16 protein-coding genes are annotated in these 13,876 nt (G+C 66.6%); 4 read left to right on the top strand and 12 right to left on the bottom strand.

Annotation, left to right across the window (positions count from 1 at the left end; genetic code table 11):
- Positions 1 to 40: 40 nt before the first annotated feature.
- On the bottom strand, positions 41 to 703 hold the full coding sequence (locus EV652_RS29210) for a GntR family transcriptional regulator (RefSeq protein ID WP_132212465.1): 663 nt from the start codon (positions 701 to 703) through the stop codon (positions 41 to 43).
- A gap of 133 nt (positions 704 to 836) precedes the next feature.
- On the opposite strand from EV652_RS29210, the gene EV652_RS44760 reads away from it, so the two are divergent.
- Both EV652_RS44760 and EV652_RS29200 read left to right on the top strand, forming a co-directional pair.
- A complete protein-coding gene (locus tag EV652_RS44760) occupies positions 837 to 1,217 on the top strand; it encodes a hypothetical protein (protein ID WP_500784500.1) in 381 nt (126 codons plus the stop codon).
- Between the two features lie 179 nt (positions 1,218 to 1,396).
- Positions 1,397 to 1,861, top strand: a complete 465-nt coding sequence (locus EV652_RS29200) for a hypothetical protein (RefSeq protein ID WP_132212464.1) — start codon at positions 1,397 to 1,399, stop codon at positions 1,859 to 1,861.
- A gap of 98 nt (positions 1,862 to 1,959) precedes the next feature.
- On the opposite strand, the gene EV652_RS29195 is transcribed toward EV652_RS29200, so the two are convergent.
- The 9 genes from EV652_RS29195 to EV652_RS29155 all read right to left on the bottom strand — a co-directional run bounded on the left by EV652_RS29195 (position 1,960) and on the right by EV652_RS29155 (position 7,978).
- The gene (locus EV652_RS29195) at positions 1,960 to 2,784 is read right to left on the bottom strand and encodes a phage major capsid protein (RefSeq protein WP_132212463.1); all 825 of its coding nucleotides are present in this window, start codon (positions 2,782 to 2,784) and stop codon (positions 1,960 to 1,962) included.
- Between the two features lie 82 nt (positions 2,785 to 2,866).
- Positions 2,867 to 3,067: a hypothetical protein gene (locus EV652_RS29190; protein WP_132212462.1), complete on the bottom strand. Its 201-nt coding sequence runs from the start codon at positions 3,065 to 3,067 to the stop codon at positions 2,867 to 2,869.
- On the bottom strand, positions 3,057 to 3,284 hold the full coding sequence (locus tag EV652_RS29185) for a hypothetical protein (protein ID WP_132212461.1): 228 nt from the start codon (positions 3,282 to 3,284) through the stop codon (positions 3,057 to 3,059). Before EV652_RS29185 ends, EV652_RS29190 begins: the two co-directional genes overlap by 11 nt.
- On the bottom strand, positions 3,281 to 4,018 hold the full coding sequence (locus EV652_RS29180) for a hypothetical protein (protein WP_132212460.1): 738 nt from the start codon (positions 4,016 to 4,018) through the stop codon (positions 3,281 to 3,283). The genes EV652_RS29185 and EV652_RS29180 overlap by 4 nt, the downstream gene beginning before the upstream one ends.
- 294 nt (positions 4,019 to 4,312) lie before the next feature.
- Positions 4,313 to 4,558, bottom strand: a complete 246-nt coding sequence (locus EV652_RS29175; protein ID WP_132212459.1) for a hypothetical protein — start codon at positions 4,556 to 4,558, stop codon at positions 4,313 to 4,315.
- Complete coding sequence (locus EV652_RS29170) at positions 4,555 to 4,758, bottom strand: helix-turn-helix domain-containing protein (protein WP_132212458.1); 204 nt, start codon at positions 4,756 to 4,758, stop codon at positions 4,555 to 4,557. Before EV652_RS29170 ends, EV652_RS29175 begins: the two co-directional genes overlap by 4 nt.
- A gap of 135 nt (positions 4,759 to 4,893) precedes the next feature.
- Positions 4,894 to 5,304: a hypothetical protein gene (locus EV652_RS44180; RefSeq protein ID WP_158441272.1), complete on the bottom strand. Its 411-nt coding sequence runs from the start codon at positions 5,302 to 5,304 to the stop codon at positions 4,894 to 4,896.
- A 560-nt stretch (positions 5,305 to 5,864) separates the two neighbouring features.
- Positions 5,865 to 6,878 (bottom strand): IS110 family RNA-guided transposase, encoded by a 1,014-nt coding sequence (locus tag EV652_RS29160; RefSeq protein WP_199238451.1) that lies wholly within the window; start codon positions 6,876 to 6,878, stop codon positions 5,865 to 5,867.
- A 440-nt stretch (positions 6,879 to 7,318) separates the two neighbouring features.
- Positions 7,319 to 7,978: a GAP family protein gene (locus EV652_RS29155; protein ID WP_158441271.1), complete on the bottom strand. Its 660-nt coding sequence runs from the start codon at positions 7,976 to 7,978 to the stop codon at positions 7,319 to 7,321.
- Between the two features lie 217 nt (positions 7,979 to 8,195).
- Here EV652_RS29155 and EV652_RS29150 point away from each other — a divergent pair, with 217 nt between their 5' ends.
- On the top strand, positions 8,196 to 9,620 hold the full coding sequence (locus tag EV652_RS29150; RefSeq protein WP_199238450.1) for a DUF1254 domain-containing protein: 1,425 nt from the start codon (positions 8,196 to 8,198) through the stop codon (positions 9,618 to 9,620).
- 247 nt (positions 9,621 to 9,867) lie between these two features.
- On the opposite strand, the gene EV652_RS29145 is transcribed toward EV652_RS29150, so the two are convergent.
- Together EV652_RS29145 and EV652_RS29140 are read right to left on the bottom strand one after the other, a co-directional pair.
- Positions 9,868 to 10,440, bottom strand: a complete 573-nt coding sequence (locus tag EV652_RS29145) for a DinB family protein (protein WP_132212455.1) — start codon at positions 10,438 to 10,440, stop codon at positions 9,868 to 9,870.
- A gap of 117 nt (positions 10,441 to 10,557) precedes the next feature.
- Positions 10,558 to 11,145, bottom strand: a complete 588-nt coding sequence (locus tag EV652_RS29140) for a GNAT family N-acetyltransferase (RefSeq protein ID WP_132212454.1) — start codon at positions 11,143 to 11,145, stop codon at positions 10,558 to 10,560.
- A gap of 559 nt (positions 11,146 to 11,704) precedes the next feature.
- Between EV652_RS29140 and EV652_RS29135 the strand changes: the two genes are divergently transcribed.
- Positions 11,705 to 13,834: a Xaa-Pro dipeptidyl-peptidase gene (locus EV652_RS29135; RefSeq protein WP_132212453.1), complete on the top strand. Its 2,130-nt coding sequence runs from the start codon at positions 11,705 to 11,707 to the stop codon at positions 13,832 to 13,834.
- Positions 13,835 to 13,876: the final 42 nt, after the last annotated feature.

The raw sequence follows: 13,876 nt of genomic DNA, 5'->3' as shown, positions 1-13,876 counted from the left end.
TCAGAAGACGCCGACACCAACACCGCGCCCGAACCAGCCACTACCAACGCCGACAAGCCCGCACACCATGAGGATCACGAAGTCCGGCTGTCGTATTAGGCATGCGGGTGATCACGGCCTCGGTGAAGCGGTCGAGCCTGACCCCGGCGTCCTCGAGACGCTGGTGGATGCCACCCGGGCCGGGATTCTCGTCCTCGATCGCCGTCCCGCGAGTCAGCTCGCGCGGCAGCCGGGACGTCGACAGCTGGACCGTCACGCCGTCGGCCTTCATGATCCGCTCTCGCACGAGCAGCTCGGTTCCCGGAGGTACGCCGAGCGCTTCGCCGTGGTCGTCGGAGGCTGGCTCGGTCCGGACTGTCGTCTCCACCTCCGGGCGGAAGCCGCTCGCTTCCGCGTCGCCCTGGAAGGCGGCGCGGTTCTCCTGACGTGCCTTGCGACCAAGCCGGGTGCTGCTCTGCCTTCGCACTGAAGGAGGGTTACGGACGAACAGCCCCTTGCCCTGCTTCGGCTCCACAAGGCCCTCGGAACGGAGAAGGCCGATCGCCTCCCGAATGGTGATCCGGGACACCCCGTAGTCCTCGGTCAATACGCGCTCAGACGGCAGCTTGGCACCGGGCGCATAGTCGCCCGAGTTGATCTTGTCGCGAAGATCCGTGGCGACCTGGCGGTAGGCGGGGATGCCGCTCACCTGGTCGATCCTCACCAGCGCATCACACCTTGAGTCTTGTTATGTCGTCCTGCCATTCCGACCAGTCTTACATCTTCGCGGCGTGAACCGTTGACCGGCAGAGCGCGACTCCGCATACTCTTAACTGGTCATGACAACATGACCACTAATGGTGAGAGCGGGGTTCTGCAATGCGTGGACGGCTGGTGATGTGCTGATGCGCAGGTTCGAGTTGTACCGATATCGCGACCCTTCAGGTGTGAGCGGCACGGGCGTCGTCGCACTCGGGATCGAGTTCCCGCCCGACGAACGCGGCCAGCAATGGATCGCACTCAAGTGGCTCGGCAAGTTCCCAAGCCTGGTGTTCTGGCCCAGCATCGCCGATCTGCTTGAGGTCCACGGACACCTCGGGGCCTCGGACGTTCGCTGGTTCGACTCGGACCCGTTCGATGCCGAGGACCAGACCGGCGAAACCCCTTCCTGTCATGGGCTTTCGTCGGCTGCCCGCTCACTGGACTCCGGACCCAACCACGGGGTAGGCCCGGTATAGGCGGCGCGGCTGGCGTGCTGGCAGTCCCCTGAGCCCGCGCCGGTCGCGCCTTCCAATTTTCCGATGTCGTGGACGTGAGTCCGACCTGAAATCGCGTCTATTTGACATCTATCCCCCATGTATCCCATCCTTGTCAGGAAATCACCGGATTCTGCCGGGATACATCAGGGGAGGACACCATGAGGATCGAATTCGACACCGACAACGCCGAGGACGTCGCGAAGGTACGTGCGCTGCTCGGACTCACGGCCGACGCACCGGCCGCCAACGGCGACACACCGGACTACGAGACCTACGTCCTGGGGCACGGCAACGAGCCGTCCCGCCGCCCGCACATGGTCTCGTTCATCAAGCAGGCCAAGGCCAAGTACGGCTTCACCTCACACGTGCAGGAGAAGTCGGATCGCGTCACGCTGCGGCTCGGCAGCACCCCGATGATCTACGTCTACACGTCCGGTCGGACCCTGTTCCGGATTCAGGATGGACGGAAAATCCCGGCAGCCGCCGAGTCCTGCATCAACCCGACGTCCGAGTCCGACAAGGAGCTGGGGTGGGCCTACACCGTCTACCTGCTGACGGAGGACCACCTCCGCGCCGCACTCGCGCTGGCCGAGATTACCCGCACCGACGCAGTTGGCTCGTAGCCCGATAGAGCCCGCGCCGGTCGTTCCCTCCAAGCCCTCGCGAGGGGAGCGCAGCCTGCCCCCGGTCCCGACCTCCTGGGACCGGGGGCACGTGCCGTCTACGGCGCAGGCGTCACCGTCACCTGGCGGATCGCCTTCGTCGGGTTCGGGACACCGACCCCGAACTGGCCGGAGGTCCGAAGGGCCACCGAGTCCCGCTCATAGGCCGGTGCGTAGTCCCGGCTCGGTGTGATGGTGAAGTCCTCGGCCACCACCCAGAACACCTCGGACCGGTCGTACACCATCGCCTCACCAGCTGCCAGCGCCGGGACTGCCACCACGTCCAGGCCGTTGTACCGGGTCAGGCCGTCGCGGTAGACCGGGTAGCCGTTGGCGTCGATCCGGCCCTCCTCCTGGACCACGGCCACGGGGTCGAGCGCCAGGGTCGTCGGCGTACCGCCAGCGGCCACAATCTCGCCCTTAGCTACCGTCACGGCGTCCCACAGGCTCTCACCGGCCGCCGCGTCCGGGGCGACGGAGAACACGCCCTTGGGGTTCGGCGGTGCGCCGTCGCCGTGCAGGAGGCCGTCATCGAGGCGGCGGGCGAAGAACTCCCGCATGACCCGCTGGACCTCGGACACGATGTCGGTGCGGGAGTCGCGGATCATTCGGTCCGACAGCATCGGGATGCCGGCCAACTCCTCGGCCTTCACCAGCACGCCTTCGGTCTGGATCTCCACGGTGGGCTTCACGTCACCCTCGTTGATCCACGCCGCGCCGGACATGCCGGTGATGGTGCGGAAGACCGAGTCGGTCTGGCCCGAGTCCCACCGGGTGAGGGACTGTGCGAAGGGGTTTCCCCCGGCAATCGCGTTCAGAATGACGGGGTAGACCTCAGCTGGGAATTGTCCGTCGAAAGCCGAGGTAGTAAGTACGGTAGGCATGGCTGAGAGCCCTTTCAGGCAAGGCAAATCACTTGCCCTGCCAGCGGCTCATGCAGCCAGCGGCTCCGGCCGGACGGCTCCGTCAGCCAGTCCTGCTACGCATTCTGGCACGCAACTCCGACGCTCGGCGGTGTACGTCGGCCAGATCGTCGCCGGTCAAGATCCCGTAGTCGTCGCCGGTCGCCAGCAGCAGCGCGGCCACCGCGTCGACCGCAGCGGCCCGGTAGTACAACCGATCACGGTTGGCACGTTCGAAGTCGCGGCGGTACCGCTCATCCCTCATCGGCATCGTCGCCCTCGTCATAGTGGCCGGTCGTGTCCAGGTGCCGCAGGTGCGCCAGGCGACCATTTGGGTCCACGACCACGACCCCGGCGAACCAGCTGTCCCGCTCAGCTGTGATATCGCCGTCGCCATCGACCTCGAAGTAGTCCGCGCCGTGCTCGGTGACCTCGACGTGGGTGGTTAGCACCCGGCGTTCGTTCTCTGGCTTCTCGGTCATGCCTTACCTCTCATCCATGGGTCGTTGCCACCGATGCACACGCCGCAGGGGCGCAGGTTCCGGGCGTTCACGTCGTCCATCGACAGCCGTACCGGGTAAGGAGCCTCTCCCCGTCCCGCAGCGTTGAGCGCGGCACCGACCATGGGGCAGGTGACGAAGTGGAACCTCGACCCGCCCGGCGTCACCGCGTACTCCAGGCTCGTGTCCCGGTACCACGCCTCCGCGGACCGGGCGTGCTCCTCCACCTCCGCCCGTAGCTCGGCCTCGGATCGTTGCCTCATCGCGTCATTTCCTAGTTCTCCTGTGGTTGTTGTTGCTAGCCCGTCCCGACCCGACCCGTCCCGACCCGGGTAACGCGTATCGTCACTGAGTGAGTCACGCCGTGACGGATGACTCTCGACTAGTCCGGCGTCTCGTCGGCGCTTCCGTCGCTGGCGCTCGGCCGCCTGGCCGCGTCGCCGTTCAACTAGATCGGGCTCTGGCTGGTGCTCCATGTGGTGGCGGATGCGGTAGCCGGTGTCCTCCTCGGTCCAGTAGCCGAGGGCAACCAACTCCTTGACCCCGGCGTCCGCGTCCGGCGACTCAGCGAACCGGCGTACGTCTCGGTCTGTCAGCATCCCGCCCGTGCAACGCCGCATCGTCCACACCAGCGCTTCCACGTGGGTACGAAAGGCTGCGTCCGAGAGGCCGGCCACTTGGTCACCGAAGTCGTCCGACAGCTTGGTCCACGTCATGCTGCACACCTCCACCGCTCCCGGAACTGCGCGTGCATGTCCTGCGACATCAAGCCCAGGTCGTACAGGTGGAAGTACGCACCCGTGATCGAGCGGCGACTCGGGATGCGTCCGGCCAGTCCGTCCAGTGGGTCTCGCAGGCTATCGGCGTACTCCGGTAGCCTGTAGCTGGCCTCACGGCGACGACGTACCTGTATGAGGTGGGCGGTCTCTGGGTGGCTCTCGTTGGAACGGTTCTCCTACTGGTCGGGCCGCGCTTCTCACGGAGCGCGGCCCGAACCGTGTCCGCACCGTTCATGCAGGGTCACCACGCCTCCTGGCGCGGGCAAGGCGCATCTCGGCCATGTGAGCCTTCAGCGCGTACTCGGCCAGTTGTTGGCGGCGATCGGCTGGCAGTTGGCCGTCCGGATCAACCTGGATCTCGAAGCGACGCCGCAGTGCGCGGGCCGCCGCCTCGCTCTGCTCATCGCGCGCTGTTGGCCGTGCCCACCGGCTGTTGATCGCCTTCAGCGCGCGTTCGCGGCGCTGCTCCGGGGTCACGCCACCCTCCGCGCACCGGCAAGCACTGCGTCAATACTGGCCTGGCTGATGAAGATCTGACGTGAAGGAGGGATCTGCTTAGCAACTAGGCGACCCTCGCGAATGTAGCGATAGATGGTTGGCCTGCTCTTGCGCAAGGCAACCATCGTTTCGTCGGTGGTTGCCCAGCGCACCGGATCCAAACTGTCGGAAGTGCTCATGACAAGTCAGGATGAGCCGAAACCCGTTACCTCGCAGGGCGTTGTCTAGGTACGTCTACCTATGGCCATGGGTGGCCAGCATTGGCCGGGTGCATCTCGATGCACGAGATCGAACATCTCAGCACGCGATTCCAGTCAGTGGAGATGCCCCCAGGTGCAGACCACCAGGGCTCGCGCCTTCGCCTCACTCATGAGCGCGTCACCGGACCGTCGCCCGATCCGGGTCCGGTGTGGCCCAGCGGTCCCGTAGTTGGCGTGCAGCGCCACCAGGTGCGGCCCGGTCGCGGGGTCGAGCGCGACCACCGCGAGCGGCTGGTCAGCCGTTGTACTGTCCCCCAGCGCCGCCGCAGCCGTCCGCCAGCGCGCCGCCCACCGGCAGGCGTCTGGACCGTCAGAGTCGGTGTCGTACTCCTCGCCGTGTGGATCATCCTCGGCCAGGGCGAGCGCGTCCCCGGGCAGGCAATCCCGGTGGTCACCCAGGGCATGCGCGTTGTCCCGGTCAAAGCCGTGCCAGCAGCCGTCAGCCCGGCGAGGGTGCCGCCTCACCGGGCACAGCAGAGCCGCACAGCGAGGGCAGACCGTCGTCGACCATTCCCCACGTAGTAATTCCATTCCCCACCCCTGCATTCTTAGACACACAGTTTCGGAGTAACTCAGTAGTCATTACCCCGACATTCTCGCAGGTCATCCCTGAAGGAGCGGGGCCGGTCAAGAGTTGCTCGTGACCGTTGTTCTGCTTCTCCGCTGGGTTTGGGACGCGCCGAAGTGAGGCGTCGGGGTCAGGGCTCGGGCGTAGCCCGACCGCGATAGCGGCCGGAGGGCCTTGACGTCGGCGTCGTTCGGCGCACGATGTGGGAGGCGGAGAAGAAGTTTTGCGGTGGCTCCGTTGCTGAAGTCGGATGGTGGGGCGTAGCGCTCGTCATGGCCCGGTGTCTCCGGTGCTGGCAGTCCTGGTGAGGGCTGCTGTCATCCCTTCGCCGCGGCAGGGGCGGCATGATGGGGTGCGCGGTGCTGGGTCGGCGGGGTCAATCAGAAGGGCGACCACGCCACGGATGGGGGTCTTGACCTGCACGACCCGCGCTGACCGGTTTCGGGGCGAGACCGGCTCATGCCGCCGTCCTCGCGGGAGGGTTCGTTTGCTGGTTCAGGGCGCGGACGTGGTGGTCGCGCAGCGCGTAGTAGACGTACTCCAGTTGCCGGCGACCGGCCGCGACGACACCGATGTTGTGGCCGCGGCGGGCAGCGACCCGGTCGCGGAATTGCCCGACCACCGTGGTGTCAGGCAGGACCTGCACCGACTCCACCACCGCCCACCGGACCAGCCGGGAACCTTGCTTGGTGATCCGGCCGCGGTGGACATGGGCATCGGACTCGTGATGGGTCGGTGTCAGCCCGGCCCAGCAGGTCAGCTGCTCCGGCCGGGTGAACCGGTCGATGTCGCCGATCTCGGCGACCAGCACCGCGGCCAGGGTCGGGCCGATCCCGGGGATCGTCTGCACCGCGAGATAGCCCGGATTCGTCGCCAGCCGCCCGCGCACCATGCCGGCGACATGGTCGATCTCGAAGTCGAGCCCGTCCATGATCCGGCGTAGCGACCCGATCCTGGCCGCATACGGCGCCGCCAGGTCCAACCGGTCCAGCAGCGCGGTGCCCTCGACCCCGAACAGGTCACTGACCGCCACCTGCACCCCGCACTTGGCCAGCACCGCGTGGACCTCGGCCTTGCAATGCGAACGCAGCCCGACCAGCTTCGCGCGGTGCCGGACCAGTTCCCGCAACTCCCGCGTCGCCGGTGGCGCGATCCACGCCTCGGGCAGCCGGCCCATCCGCAACAGATCGGCCAGGTCGACGGCATCCCGCTCATCGTTCTTCACCCGCCGGTACTCAAACGCCTTCACCCCCAACGGATGCGCCAAGTGCACCACCGCGCCCTGCTCCCGCAACGCATCCACCGCCCAATACCAGCCATAGGTGGCCTCCAACACCACCTCCGGGCTCTCCCCGGCCCGGGCGATCACCGCCGCCAACCTCTCGACGTCGTTGACGATCCGGACCCGCTCGAGCACATCCCCCGCGGCCGTCATCCGCACCAGCACCGACCGGCGACGATGCAGATCCATACCCACAAACTGCCGTCCCGCGTAGGCTTCCATCAGGGGCCTCCTTCGTCGTGAAACGCGAGCAACCCCAGCATCCGCCGGGGACCCACGAGGAGCGGAGGCCCCGCTCCTTCATCGCATCAGGGCCGTGTTAGTATCTAAGTAATACCGATCTATTTCCTAAACCGTGCGTCGCAGGTTCGAATCCTGCCGGGGGCACCGTGTGATGTCTCAAGACATCGGCGACAGCCGAACCTACGATTCGTGGGTTCGGCTGTTGGTCATTTGGGGTGTTTGCGGGCTGGTCCTGGCGGTCTTCCGGTGGGTTGGTAGTCGCGGTTGGGGTCGTGGACCAGCTCGCGGAGGAGTTCGCCGGTGGCTGCGGCTGCAGGTGGCCTCGTTCATCCTTGTCCTGCTGGTTGCGCATGCCGGCGGCGGTGTCGCACCGCTGACCGGCGTGCTCAGCCGCTCACGCCGACGCCGATGACGAAGGCGCCGATGACAATCATCATCGTGGCACCGACCGTGCTGGAGTGAGCCGCGATCCACCCCTTCGCCGCGAGGAGGCGAGGTTCCATCCGCCGTGGAAACAGGATCGTCGCGACGATGGGAACGCCTACGGTGCAGGTGGCGATCGCGGTGTAGAAGACCACCAGGACGAGGTTGCCGTGGAACACCAGGTCCACCCTGACGATCGCCAGGCCCGCCGCCGCCGCCAGGAGTATCGCCTTCGGACGAAGGCTCAGCGCCAGGCCGATGCCGAACACGGGCAGGATGCCGAACGTGGCGATGCTGTCCAGCCAGCCCGGTCCACTTCCTCTCCCCGCGCGGGACCGACGCGCGAGGGTCACCACGCCCAGCAGCACGAGCGCAATGCCGATCACCACCTCCAGCTTCCCGACGAGAGCGCCATGTTCGCGTGGTCGTCCGGGAAGCGCGTGGCCGGCCACAGTCGCCAATGCGACGGTGGCGAAGGTGCCGAGCACCGTGCCGGCCAGGAAGCCTAGGCCGGAGCGGCTGCGGCGCTCCGACAGCAGGATGAAGATGGTGGCGGTGATGGGGACGCTGCTCAGCGCCGCCGCGAGGGCCAGCGGTATCAGCTGAAGCAGCGCCTGCCCCATCGCGTCTCCGATCTCGACCCACGACGAGGCTTCCGGATTGGCGTACACGGTCGTCCCATCACCGGAAGTATCGCGCACCCGGCCATGCCGGTGGAGGCGCCAGGCCCTGGAGCCCCACGGCGGCTCTCCGCATTCACCCTTGGCGGGGGGTGAAACACAGGCCTGAGGGAACAAGTCTTGCCTGGTCAGGCTCCTACCTTCGTGAACGGATGCGGTCATGACGCAGCAAGGACTGGGTCCAGGTGTTTCGGCAAAGGTGCGGGAATCGCTCGGCTCGCCACCGAAGATCGACACCCCGTTCGGGGTGATGGAGTTCTTCGACGGGGTGCCAACCGCCGCGACAGTCGAGCTAGGCTACGACGCTTTGGCCCTGTTGCGCGGGATCGACGTGTACCTGAACTGTGTACCGGGCGCCTCGATGCTGGCCATGCGCAACGGGCTGCGCAGCATCGGTGCACGATCGAATGTCATAGCCTGTACGGACCCGCGTAGTACCTCCGCGCCGGTCGTGCTGACGGCGAACACCGAGACGACCTACGGCACCACCTTTCTCGACCTCAAGGGCGACGGGCCGACCGTGGTCGAGGCGCCGCCGAACTCGTTGTGCTTCGTCGACGACCTGTGGCAGCGCTACGTCGCCGACATGGGCAACGCGGGACCGGACAGGGGTCAGGGCGGCAAGTACCTGTTCCTGCCGCCCGACCATCAAGGCGACGTCCCGGACGGATACTTCGTGTTCCAGTCGCCGACGTACTCGAACTGGCTGGTGATCCGTGCCCTGCTCGGTCTCGACTCCCTGCTGACGACGCGGATCTACCCGCTCGCAGCCGCCGCCGACCCACCCACCACCGGGTTCGTCGACATGGCTGAGTCCTCGTTCAACGGCATCCACTCCAACGACTTCACCTTCTTCGAGGAGCTCAACACCATCGTCCAGGAGGAGCCCGTCGGCGCCCTCGACCCCGAACGCACCGGGCAGCTCGCCGCGATCGGGATCGTGAAGGGACACTCGTTCGCACCCGACGATCATCAGCGCGCAATTCTCGACCAGGCCGCGAAGATCGGCGCCGGACTCGCCCGAACCCTGCTCTACAAGCCTCGGGATCGGGCGCCGTACATCTACGACGACGGGTCGTGGAAGACCGCGTTCGTCGGCGGCAGTCACGAGTTCCTCGCCGATGGCGCCCGCCTGCTCGACTGCCGCACGATGATGCACTACGTCGCCACCGGCATCACGCCGGCAATGACCCACGCAGCGGTCGGCGTGGGATCCCAGTACGCCTACACCGCCGAGGACGCCACCGGCGCACCGCTGGATGGAGCAAGGACCTACACGCTCACACTGCCCGCCGGAATACCGGCCAAGACCTTCTGGGCCATCGATATCTACGACACCCAAACGCGGTCACTGCTCCAAACCGACAACCCCTACCCGAGCATCAACAACCGCTTCACCGACGTCCACACCGAAGACAACGGCGACACCATCCTCACCTTCGGTCCAACCCCACCGGCACAACCCAACGCGAACTGGCTGCAAACCCTCTCCGGCAAGAGCTGGTTCCCCATCCTGCGTCTCTACGGCCCACTCGAACCATGGTTCGACCAGACCTGGCGACTCGGAGAGATCCAACCCACCTAACAGAGGCGGCCGGCAGGTCAGCGTCTTCTCCCAGTCGTCCTCGGCGAACTCGACGACCTGAAAGCGCGGTCACCGCGTCCCCGAAATGCGCGAGGTCGCCCGTAAGGCCGATCGCCGGATGAAGGGACTTCGTGACAACGGAGACGTGCGGGTGGGAGCCAGGGTGGCCGGGCGGATCCGGTGTTGGTGGTACTCGCGGAAGGCGACGCGCAACGCTTGGTGCTCGGCCAGGTGGTGGCACACGACTCTAGGTGGCCGCCCCAGTCGCGGTTCCCAGCGTTGCTCGATTCCGATAGAGATCGCGGAGCAGGGAGATTTCGGCGCCGTGATGAACCTGCTCATTGACGAGAGTCATAAAGATACGACTGACTGGCCAACTCGCGCCCCAGTTGGTCGCCACCTGCTCGTCCAGCGCGTCGTCGTCGGACAGCTCCGACAGTGCTTCGGCGAGCGGTCGCTGGCTGCCCCGAAGCCAGGCAATCGCACTGCCCGCGTCACCGGGCATCTCCAGGTCGAAGGTCGCCGTAGCGGGGCCGAACGCGTAGTCCCAATACAGGTAGTTGACGGCGCCGATGTGAACCGTGCGCCAGGCGATGGTGGTGACGGGGCCGGGCGAGGGCTCGGGGACCTCGTAGTCGATGACCCATCGTCCCGCGCCGTCGGCATGAGCCGCCCGTCGCTCCGAACGGTCATGCACCGTCCAGCAATGGGCGACCGGTTCCCAGAAGAACTCCACGTCCTGGATGCCTGCGAGGACTCTGTCCAGGTGGCTGCACGAGTTCTGAAACTGCTCCTGCAGTACCGTCCTCGCCGTGACCATCGCCGCCTCCTGCCGTCGACTCCACAGCCATTCTGAGACTTGATCTTGCTGCGCAGTAGATCAGGCCTCGGCAGTATCGCTTGGCCGGACCTGGTGTTTGGGGTCGACGGACTGGGTTCAGTCGTGCGTGCTCGGGGCCACCTCGCGCACCATCACGCAGTTGCCCAGGCCCTTGGGCCGGTTGTAGGCGAAGCCCTCGCGCTCGTACATCGTGCGGGTGCCGTTGTAGAGGAACGACGAGTTCTTCTTCCGGACCCCGCCGGTGTCGTGCGGGTAGCCCTCGACCAGGCCGCCGCCGGCCTGCGCGATCAGCTCGACAGCTCCGCGCAGCGCGATCGCCGCCAGGCCCTGACCGCGAAGGCCGCGCTCGACCAGGATGCAGGTGACCCGGTAGTCGGGCAGTCGCTCGGCAGTGGCCACGTACTCCTTGCGGTGCTGGATGTTGGGCAGCTCCTCGGGTGATCCGTACTCCGCCCAGGCGACGGCCCGGTCGCCGTCGTAGACCAGCGCCGCGTGCGCGATCCCGTCGGCCACCAGACGTTGCTTGAGCGCCCGGTTCCCCTCAGCGCTCTGGCCCTTCTCCGCGCAGTCGGGATGGAAATGCGTACACCAGCAGCTGGCGAACATGCCCTTGTTCCGCTCGACGAGAGCGGCGAAGTCGTCGAACGTCTCCGGCGTGAGCGCCTTGATCGTGAAGTCGGACATGCCAGCAACGTACCCCCGATTCCGGACGTTCTGCGTCCGGTAGCTCAGCTTCCAAGGCCGCGTAGGCGCCGTCGCGGGCGAGGAGCACGGCCGGCGCGCCGAGCTCGACGACCCCACGCCTGCCGAAGGGAGGCAGATTCTGAGCACGCCTTCTGTGACCTGCTGGCCCGGCCTGGCTAGCCCGAGACGGTCGGGCTCGCGGCCGGGCGGATCATCGAAGACGTCGCGACTGGCGAGGTGACCTTCGCCGCCGGACACCTCACTCCGGACACCTCCGCGTTCTGCGCCGCGTTTGGCTGATCGGGCGAGCCAACCGGAACGAGCCAAACTCAGTCCCTGCTGATGGTCAGCAGGGCCCGGAGTTCACCGCTGACGTCTCGGCTCGATCTCGCGTCTGGCAGCGAGCAAACGTCACCTTCATGAGGCCGCGGCGTCGCCCTTGCGAGAGCGCATAGGAACAGCGTGCGGGCCTCTGAGGCCAGACTGTTGCGGTTCCGAATCTGTCGCCACATGATGCAGAGGTTCGACATGCTGGACGAACGCAGAGAGGCGGGCAGCGATGAGAACTCGACTTCTGGCGGCCGTGGCGGCGACCGGCCTAGCGGCCGCAGTAGCGGCGAGCCCTGCGTCGGCGCTGGCGGCGCGCAACCTGACGACCGATGCTGCGACGCCTGCGGTCCCGACGTTCGTTGATGGTCTTGCGCAGGCCGTGTTCTCGGCCAACCCCTCCGACTGGTACAGCGGTGAGGTGTGGGTCCAGGCGTCGTTCGACAGCGACAACGACGGCAAGCTCGACCGGATCCACGTCGATTTCACCGCGCCGCCCGAGGTTCTCACGGACGGCCTCAAGGTGCCGGTCGTGTTCGAGGACAGCCCGTACTACGCGGGAACGGCGCCGGACTACAGCAACTGGGCCGTCGACCACGAACTCGGCGCACCGCCGTCGTCGAGGCCGGCAACACCGTTCTGGACGGCGTTCAACACCAGCCCCACGATCAGTACCAGGTACGAGTCGACCTGGGTGCCGCGCGGCTTCGCCGTAGTACACGCGGAGTCACCAGGTACCGGCTACTCAGACGGTTGCCCGACCTCGGGTGGCACCAACGAGACACTGGCTGCCAAGGCTGTGATCGACTGGCTCAACGGCCGGGTGGCCGCGTATACGACGCGCACTGGCGACACTCCGGCGGCCGCGTCCTGGACGACCGGCAAGGTCGGCATGATCGGCACTTCCTACAACGGGACCATCCCGGAGGCCGTGGCGACGACCGGCGTCGAGGGGCTCGAGGCCATCGTGCCGATCTCTGCCATCTCCGACTGGTACGACTACTACCGCGCCAACGGCATGGTGCGGGCGCCACACTCCTCGTCCAACCCCACAGGCAACAACAACGCCTTCCAGGGTGAGGACCTCGACGTCCTGGCGGACGTCGTGTACTCACGTGTCGACGAGGCCGGGCAGCGCACGATCTGCCAGCCGGAGATCGACTACATCGAGGCTCACATCGATCGAGCCACCGGCAACCGCAGTGGGTTCTGGCAGGAGCGCAACTACATGAAGGACGTCGAGAACGTCCACGCCGCGACCCTGCTTGCCCATGGCAACAACGACTTCAACGTCATGACGAAGAACGCAGCGCAGTTCTACGCGGCGCTCAAGAAGCGGGACGTGCCGCACATGTTCTACTTCCACCAGGGCGGTCATGGTGGAGCGCCGCCCGATGTGCTGATCAACTACTGGTTCACCCGCTACCTGTACGGCGTACAGAACGGCGTCGAGTCGCTGCCGCGCTCATGGGTCGTCCGAGAGGCCGCGTCCTGCCCGCCTCGCCAGACGACGGTTGCCGGCGATCAGTCGAACACCGCGACGCTGACGGTGGCGGACACCAGCCCCTTCGGGATCGGCTTCGTGCTGACGGTCCCGCAAACGAACCTTGACGGCACGATCACGAACACGACGCGCCTGATCACGGACATCCCGGACGCCACGCACCTGGTACTGGCATCAGCGGTGGCCACCGGAACTGGCCAGAAGGTCGCTGACGGCGCTGTCGTGAGCCTTGTCTGTAGCACTGCCAATCCGACCCCGTACGCCGAATGGCCAGACCCCACATCGAGCGAGGTCGCACTGCACCTCACACCAGGGGCCCCGTCGCGCGGCGGACTGACAATCGCACCACCGGTCCCGGGGAGCCCGACGGAGACGCTGACCGATGACGCGTCGATCGCCGCGCTCACCTCAGCGAACACGCCCTTCTCGAACGTGCGCCTGATCTACCAGACGCCGCCGCTGACGCAGCCCGTCCGCATCAGCGGAACACCGACGATCTCGCTGCAACTGGCGTTCAGCAAGTCGAGAGCGAACCTGACCGCGGCGCTGGTGAGCTATCCACCGACAGGTAACGGCACGATCCTCACGCGGGGCTGGATCGACCCGACCAACCGCAACTCCGATTGGGCCGACGTCCCGATCAAGCCGGGCCGAATGTACGGGATCGACTTCGACATGCAGCCGAAGGACATCGTCGTACCGGCCGGCAATCGGCTCGCGGTGATGGTCGTTTCCAGCGACCGCGACTTCACGATCCGGCCGACGGCGGGGACCCAGCTGACACTCGACCTGGCCCACAGTTCGCTCACGGTCCCGGTGGTCGGCGGCTCGAAAGCGCTAGCCGACGCCATCGGCTGAGAAGGCGCGGCCTACTGCCCTGCGCGAGCACAGCGGGCCGCC

It is taken from the genome of Kribbella steppae (assembly GCF_004342025.1).
Lineage (GTDB): Bacteria > Actinomycetota > Actinomycetes > Propionibacteriales > Kribbellaceae > Kribbella > Kribbella steppae.
This window is presented reverse-complemented; position numbering and strand designations above follow the sequence as displayed.

What these genes read in the sequence shown, in the direction of transcription:
- EV652_RS29195 (WP_132212463.1), bottom strand. Translation starts at nt 2,784, where the DNA reads ATGCCTACCGTACTTACTACCTCGGCTTTCGACGGACAATTCCCAGCT.
- EV652_RS29190 (WP_132212462.1), bottom strand. Translation starts at nt 3,067, where the DNA reads ATGAGGGATGAGCGGTACCGCCGCGACTTCGAACGTGCCAACCGTGAT.
- EV652_RS44760 (WP_500784500.1), top strand. Translation starts at nt 837, where the DNA reads ATGGTGAGAGCGGGGTTCTGCAATGCGTGGACGGCTGGTGATGTGCTG.
- EV652_RS29200 (WP_132212464.1), top strand. Translation starts at nt 1,397, where the DNA reads ATGAGGATCGAATTCGACACCGACAACGCCGAGGACGTCGCGAAGGTA.
- EV652_RS29145 (WP_132212455.1), bottom strand. Translation starts at nt 10,440, where the DNA reads ATGGTCACGGCGAGGACGGTACTGCAGGAGCAGTTTCAGAACTCGTGC.
- EV652_RS29135 (WP_132212453.1), top strand. Translation starts at nt 11,705, where the DNA reads ATGAGAACTCGACTTCTGGCGGCCGTGGCGGCGACCGGCCTAGCGGCC.
- EV652_RS29140 (WP_132212454.1), bottom strand. Translation starts at nt 11,145, where the DNA reads ATGTCCGACTTCACGATCAAGGCGCTCACGCCGGAGACGTTCGACGAC.
- EV652_RS29170 (WP_132212458.1), bottom strand. Translation starts at nt 4,758, where the DNA reads ATGAGCACTTCCGACAGTTTGGATCCGGTGCGCTGGGCAACCACCGAC.
- EV652_RS29155 (WP_158441271.1), bottom strand. Translation starts at nt 7,978, where the DNA reads ATGGGGCAGGCGCTGCTTCAGCTGATACCGCTGGCCCTCGCGGCGGCG.
- EV652_RS29150 (WP_199238450.1), top strand. Translation starts at nt 8,196, where the DNA reads ATGACGCAGCAAGGACTGGGTCCAGGTGTTTCGGCAAAGGTGCGGGAA.
- EV652_RS29180 (WP_132212460.1), bottom strand. Translation starts at nt 4,018, where the DNA reads ATGACGTGGACCAAGCTGTCGGACGACTTCGGTGACCAAGTGGCCGGC.
- EV652_RS29185 (WP_132212461.1), bottom strand. Translation starts at nt 3,284, where the DNA reads ATGACCGAGAAGCCAGAGAACGAACGCCGGGTGCTAACCACCCACGTC.
- EV652_RS29160 (WP_199238451.1), bottom strand. Translation starts at nt 6,878, where the DNA reads ATGGATCTGCATCGTCGCCGGTCGGTGCTGGTGCGGATGACGGCCGCG.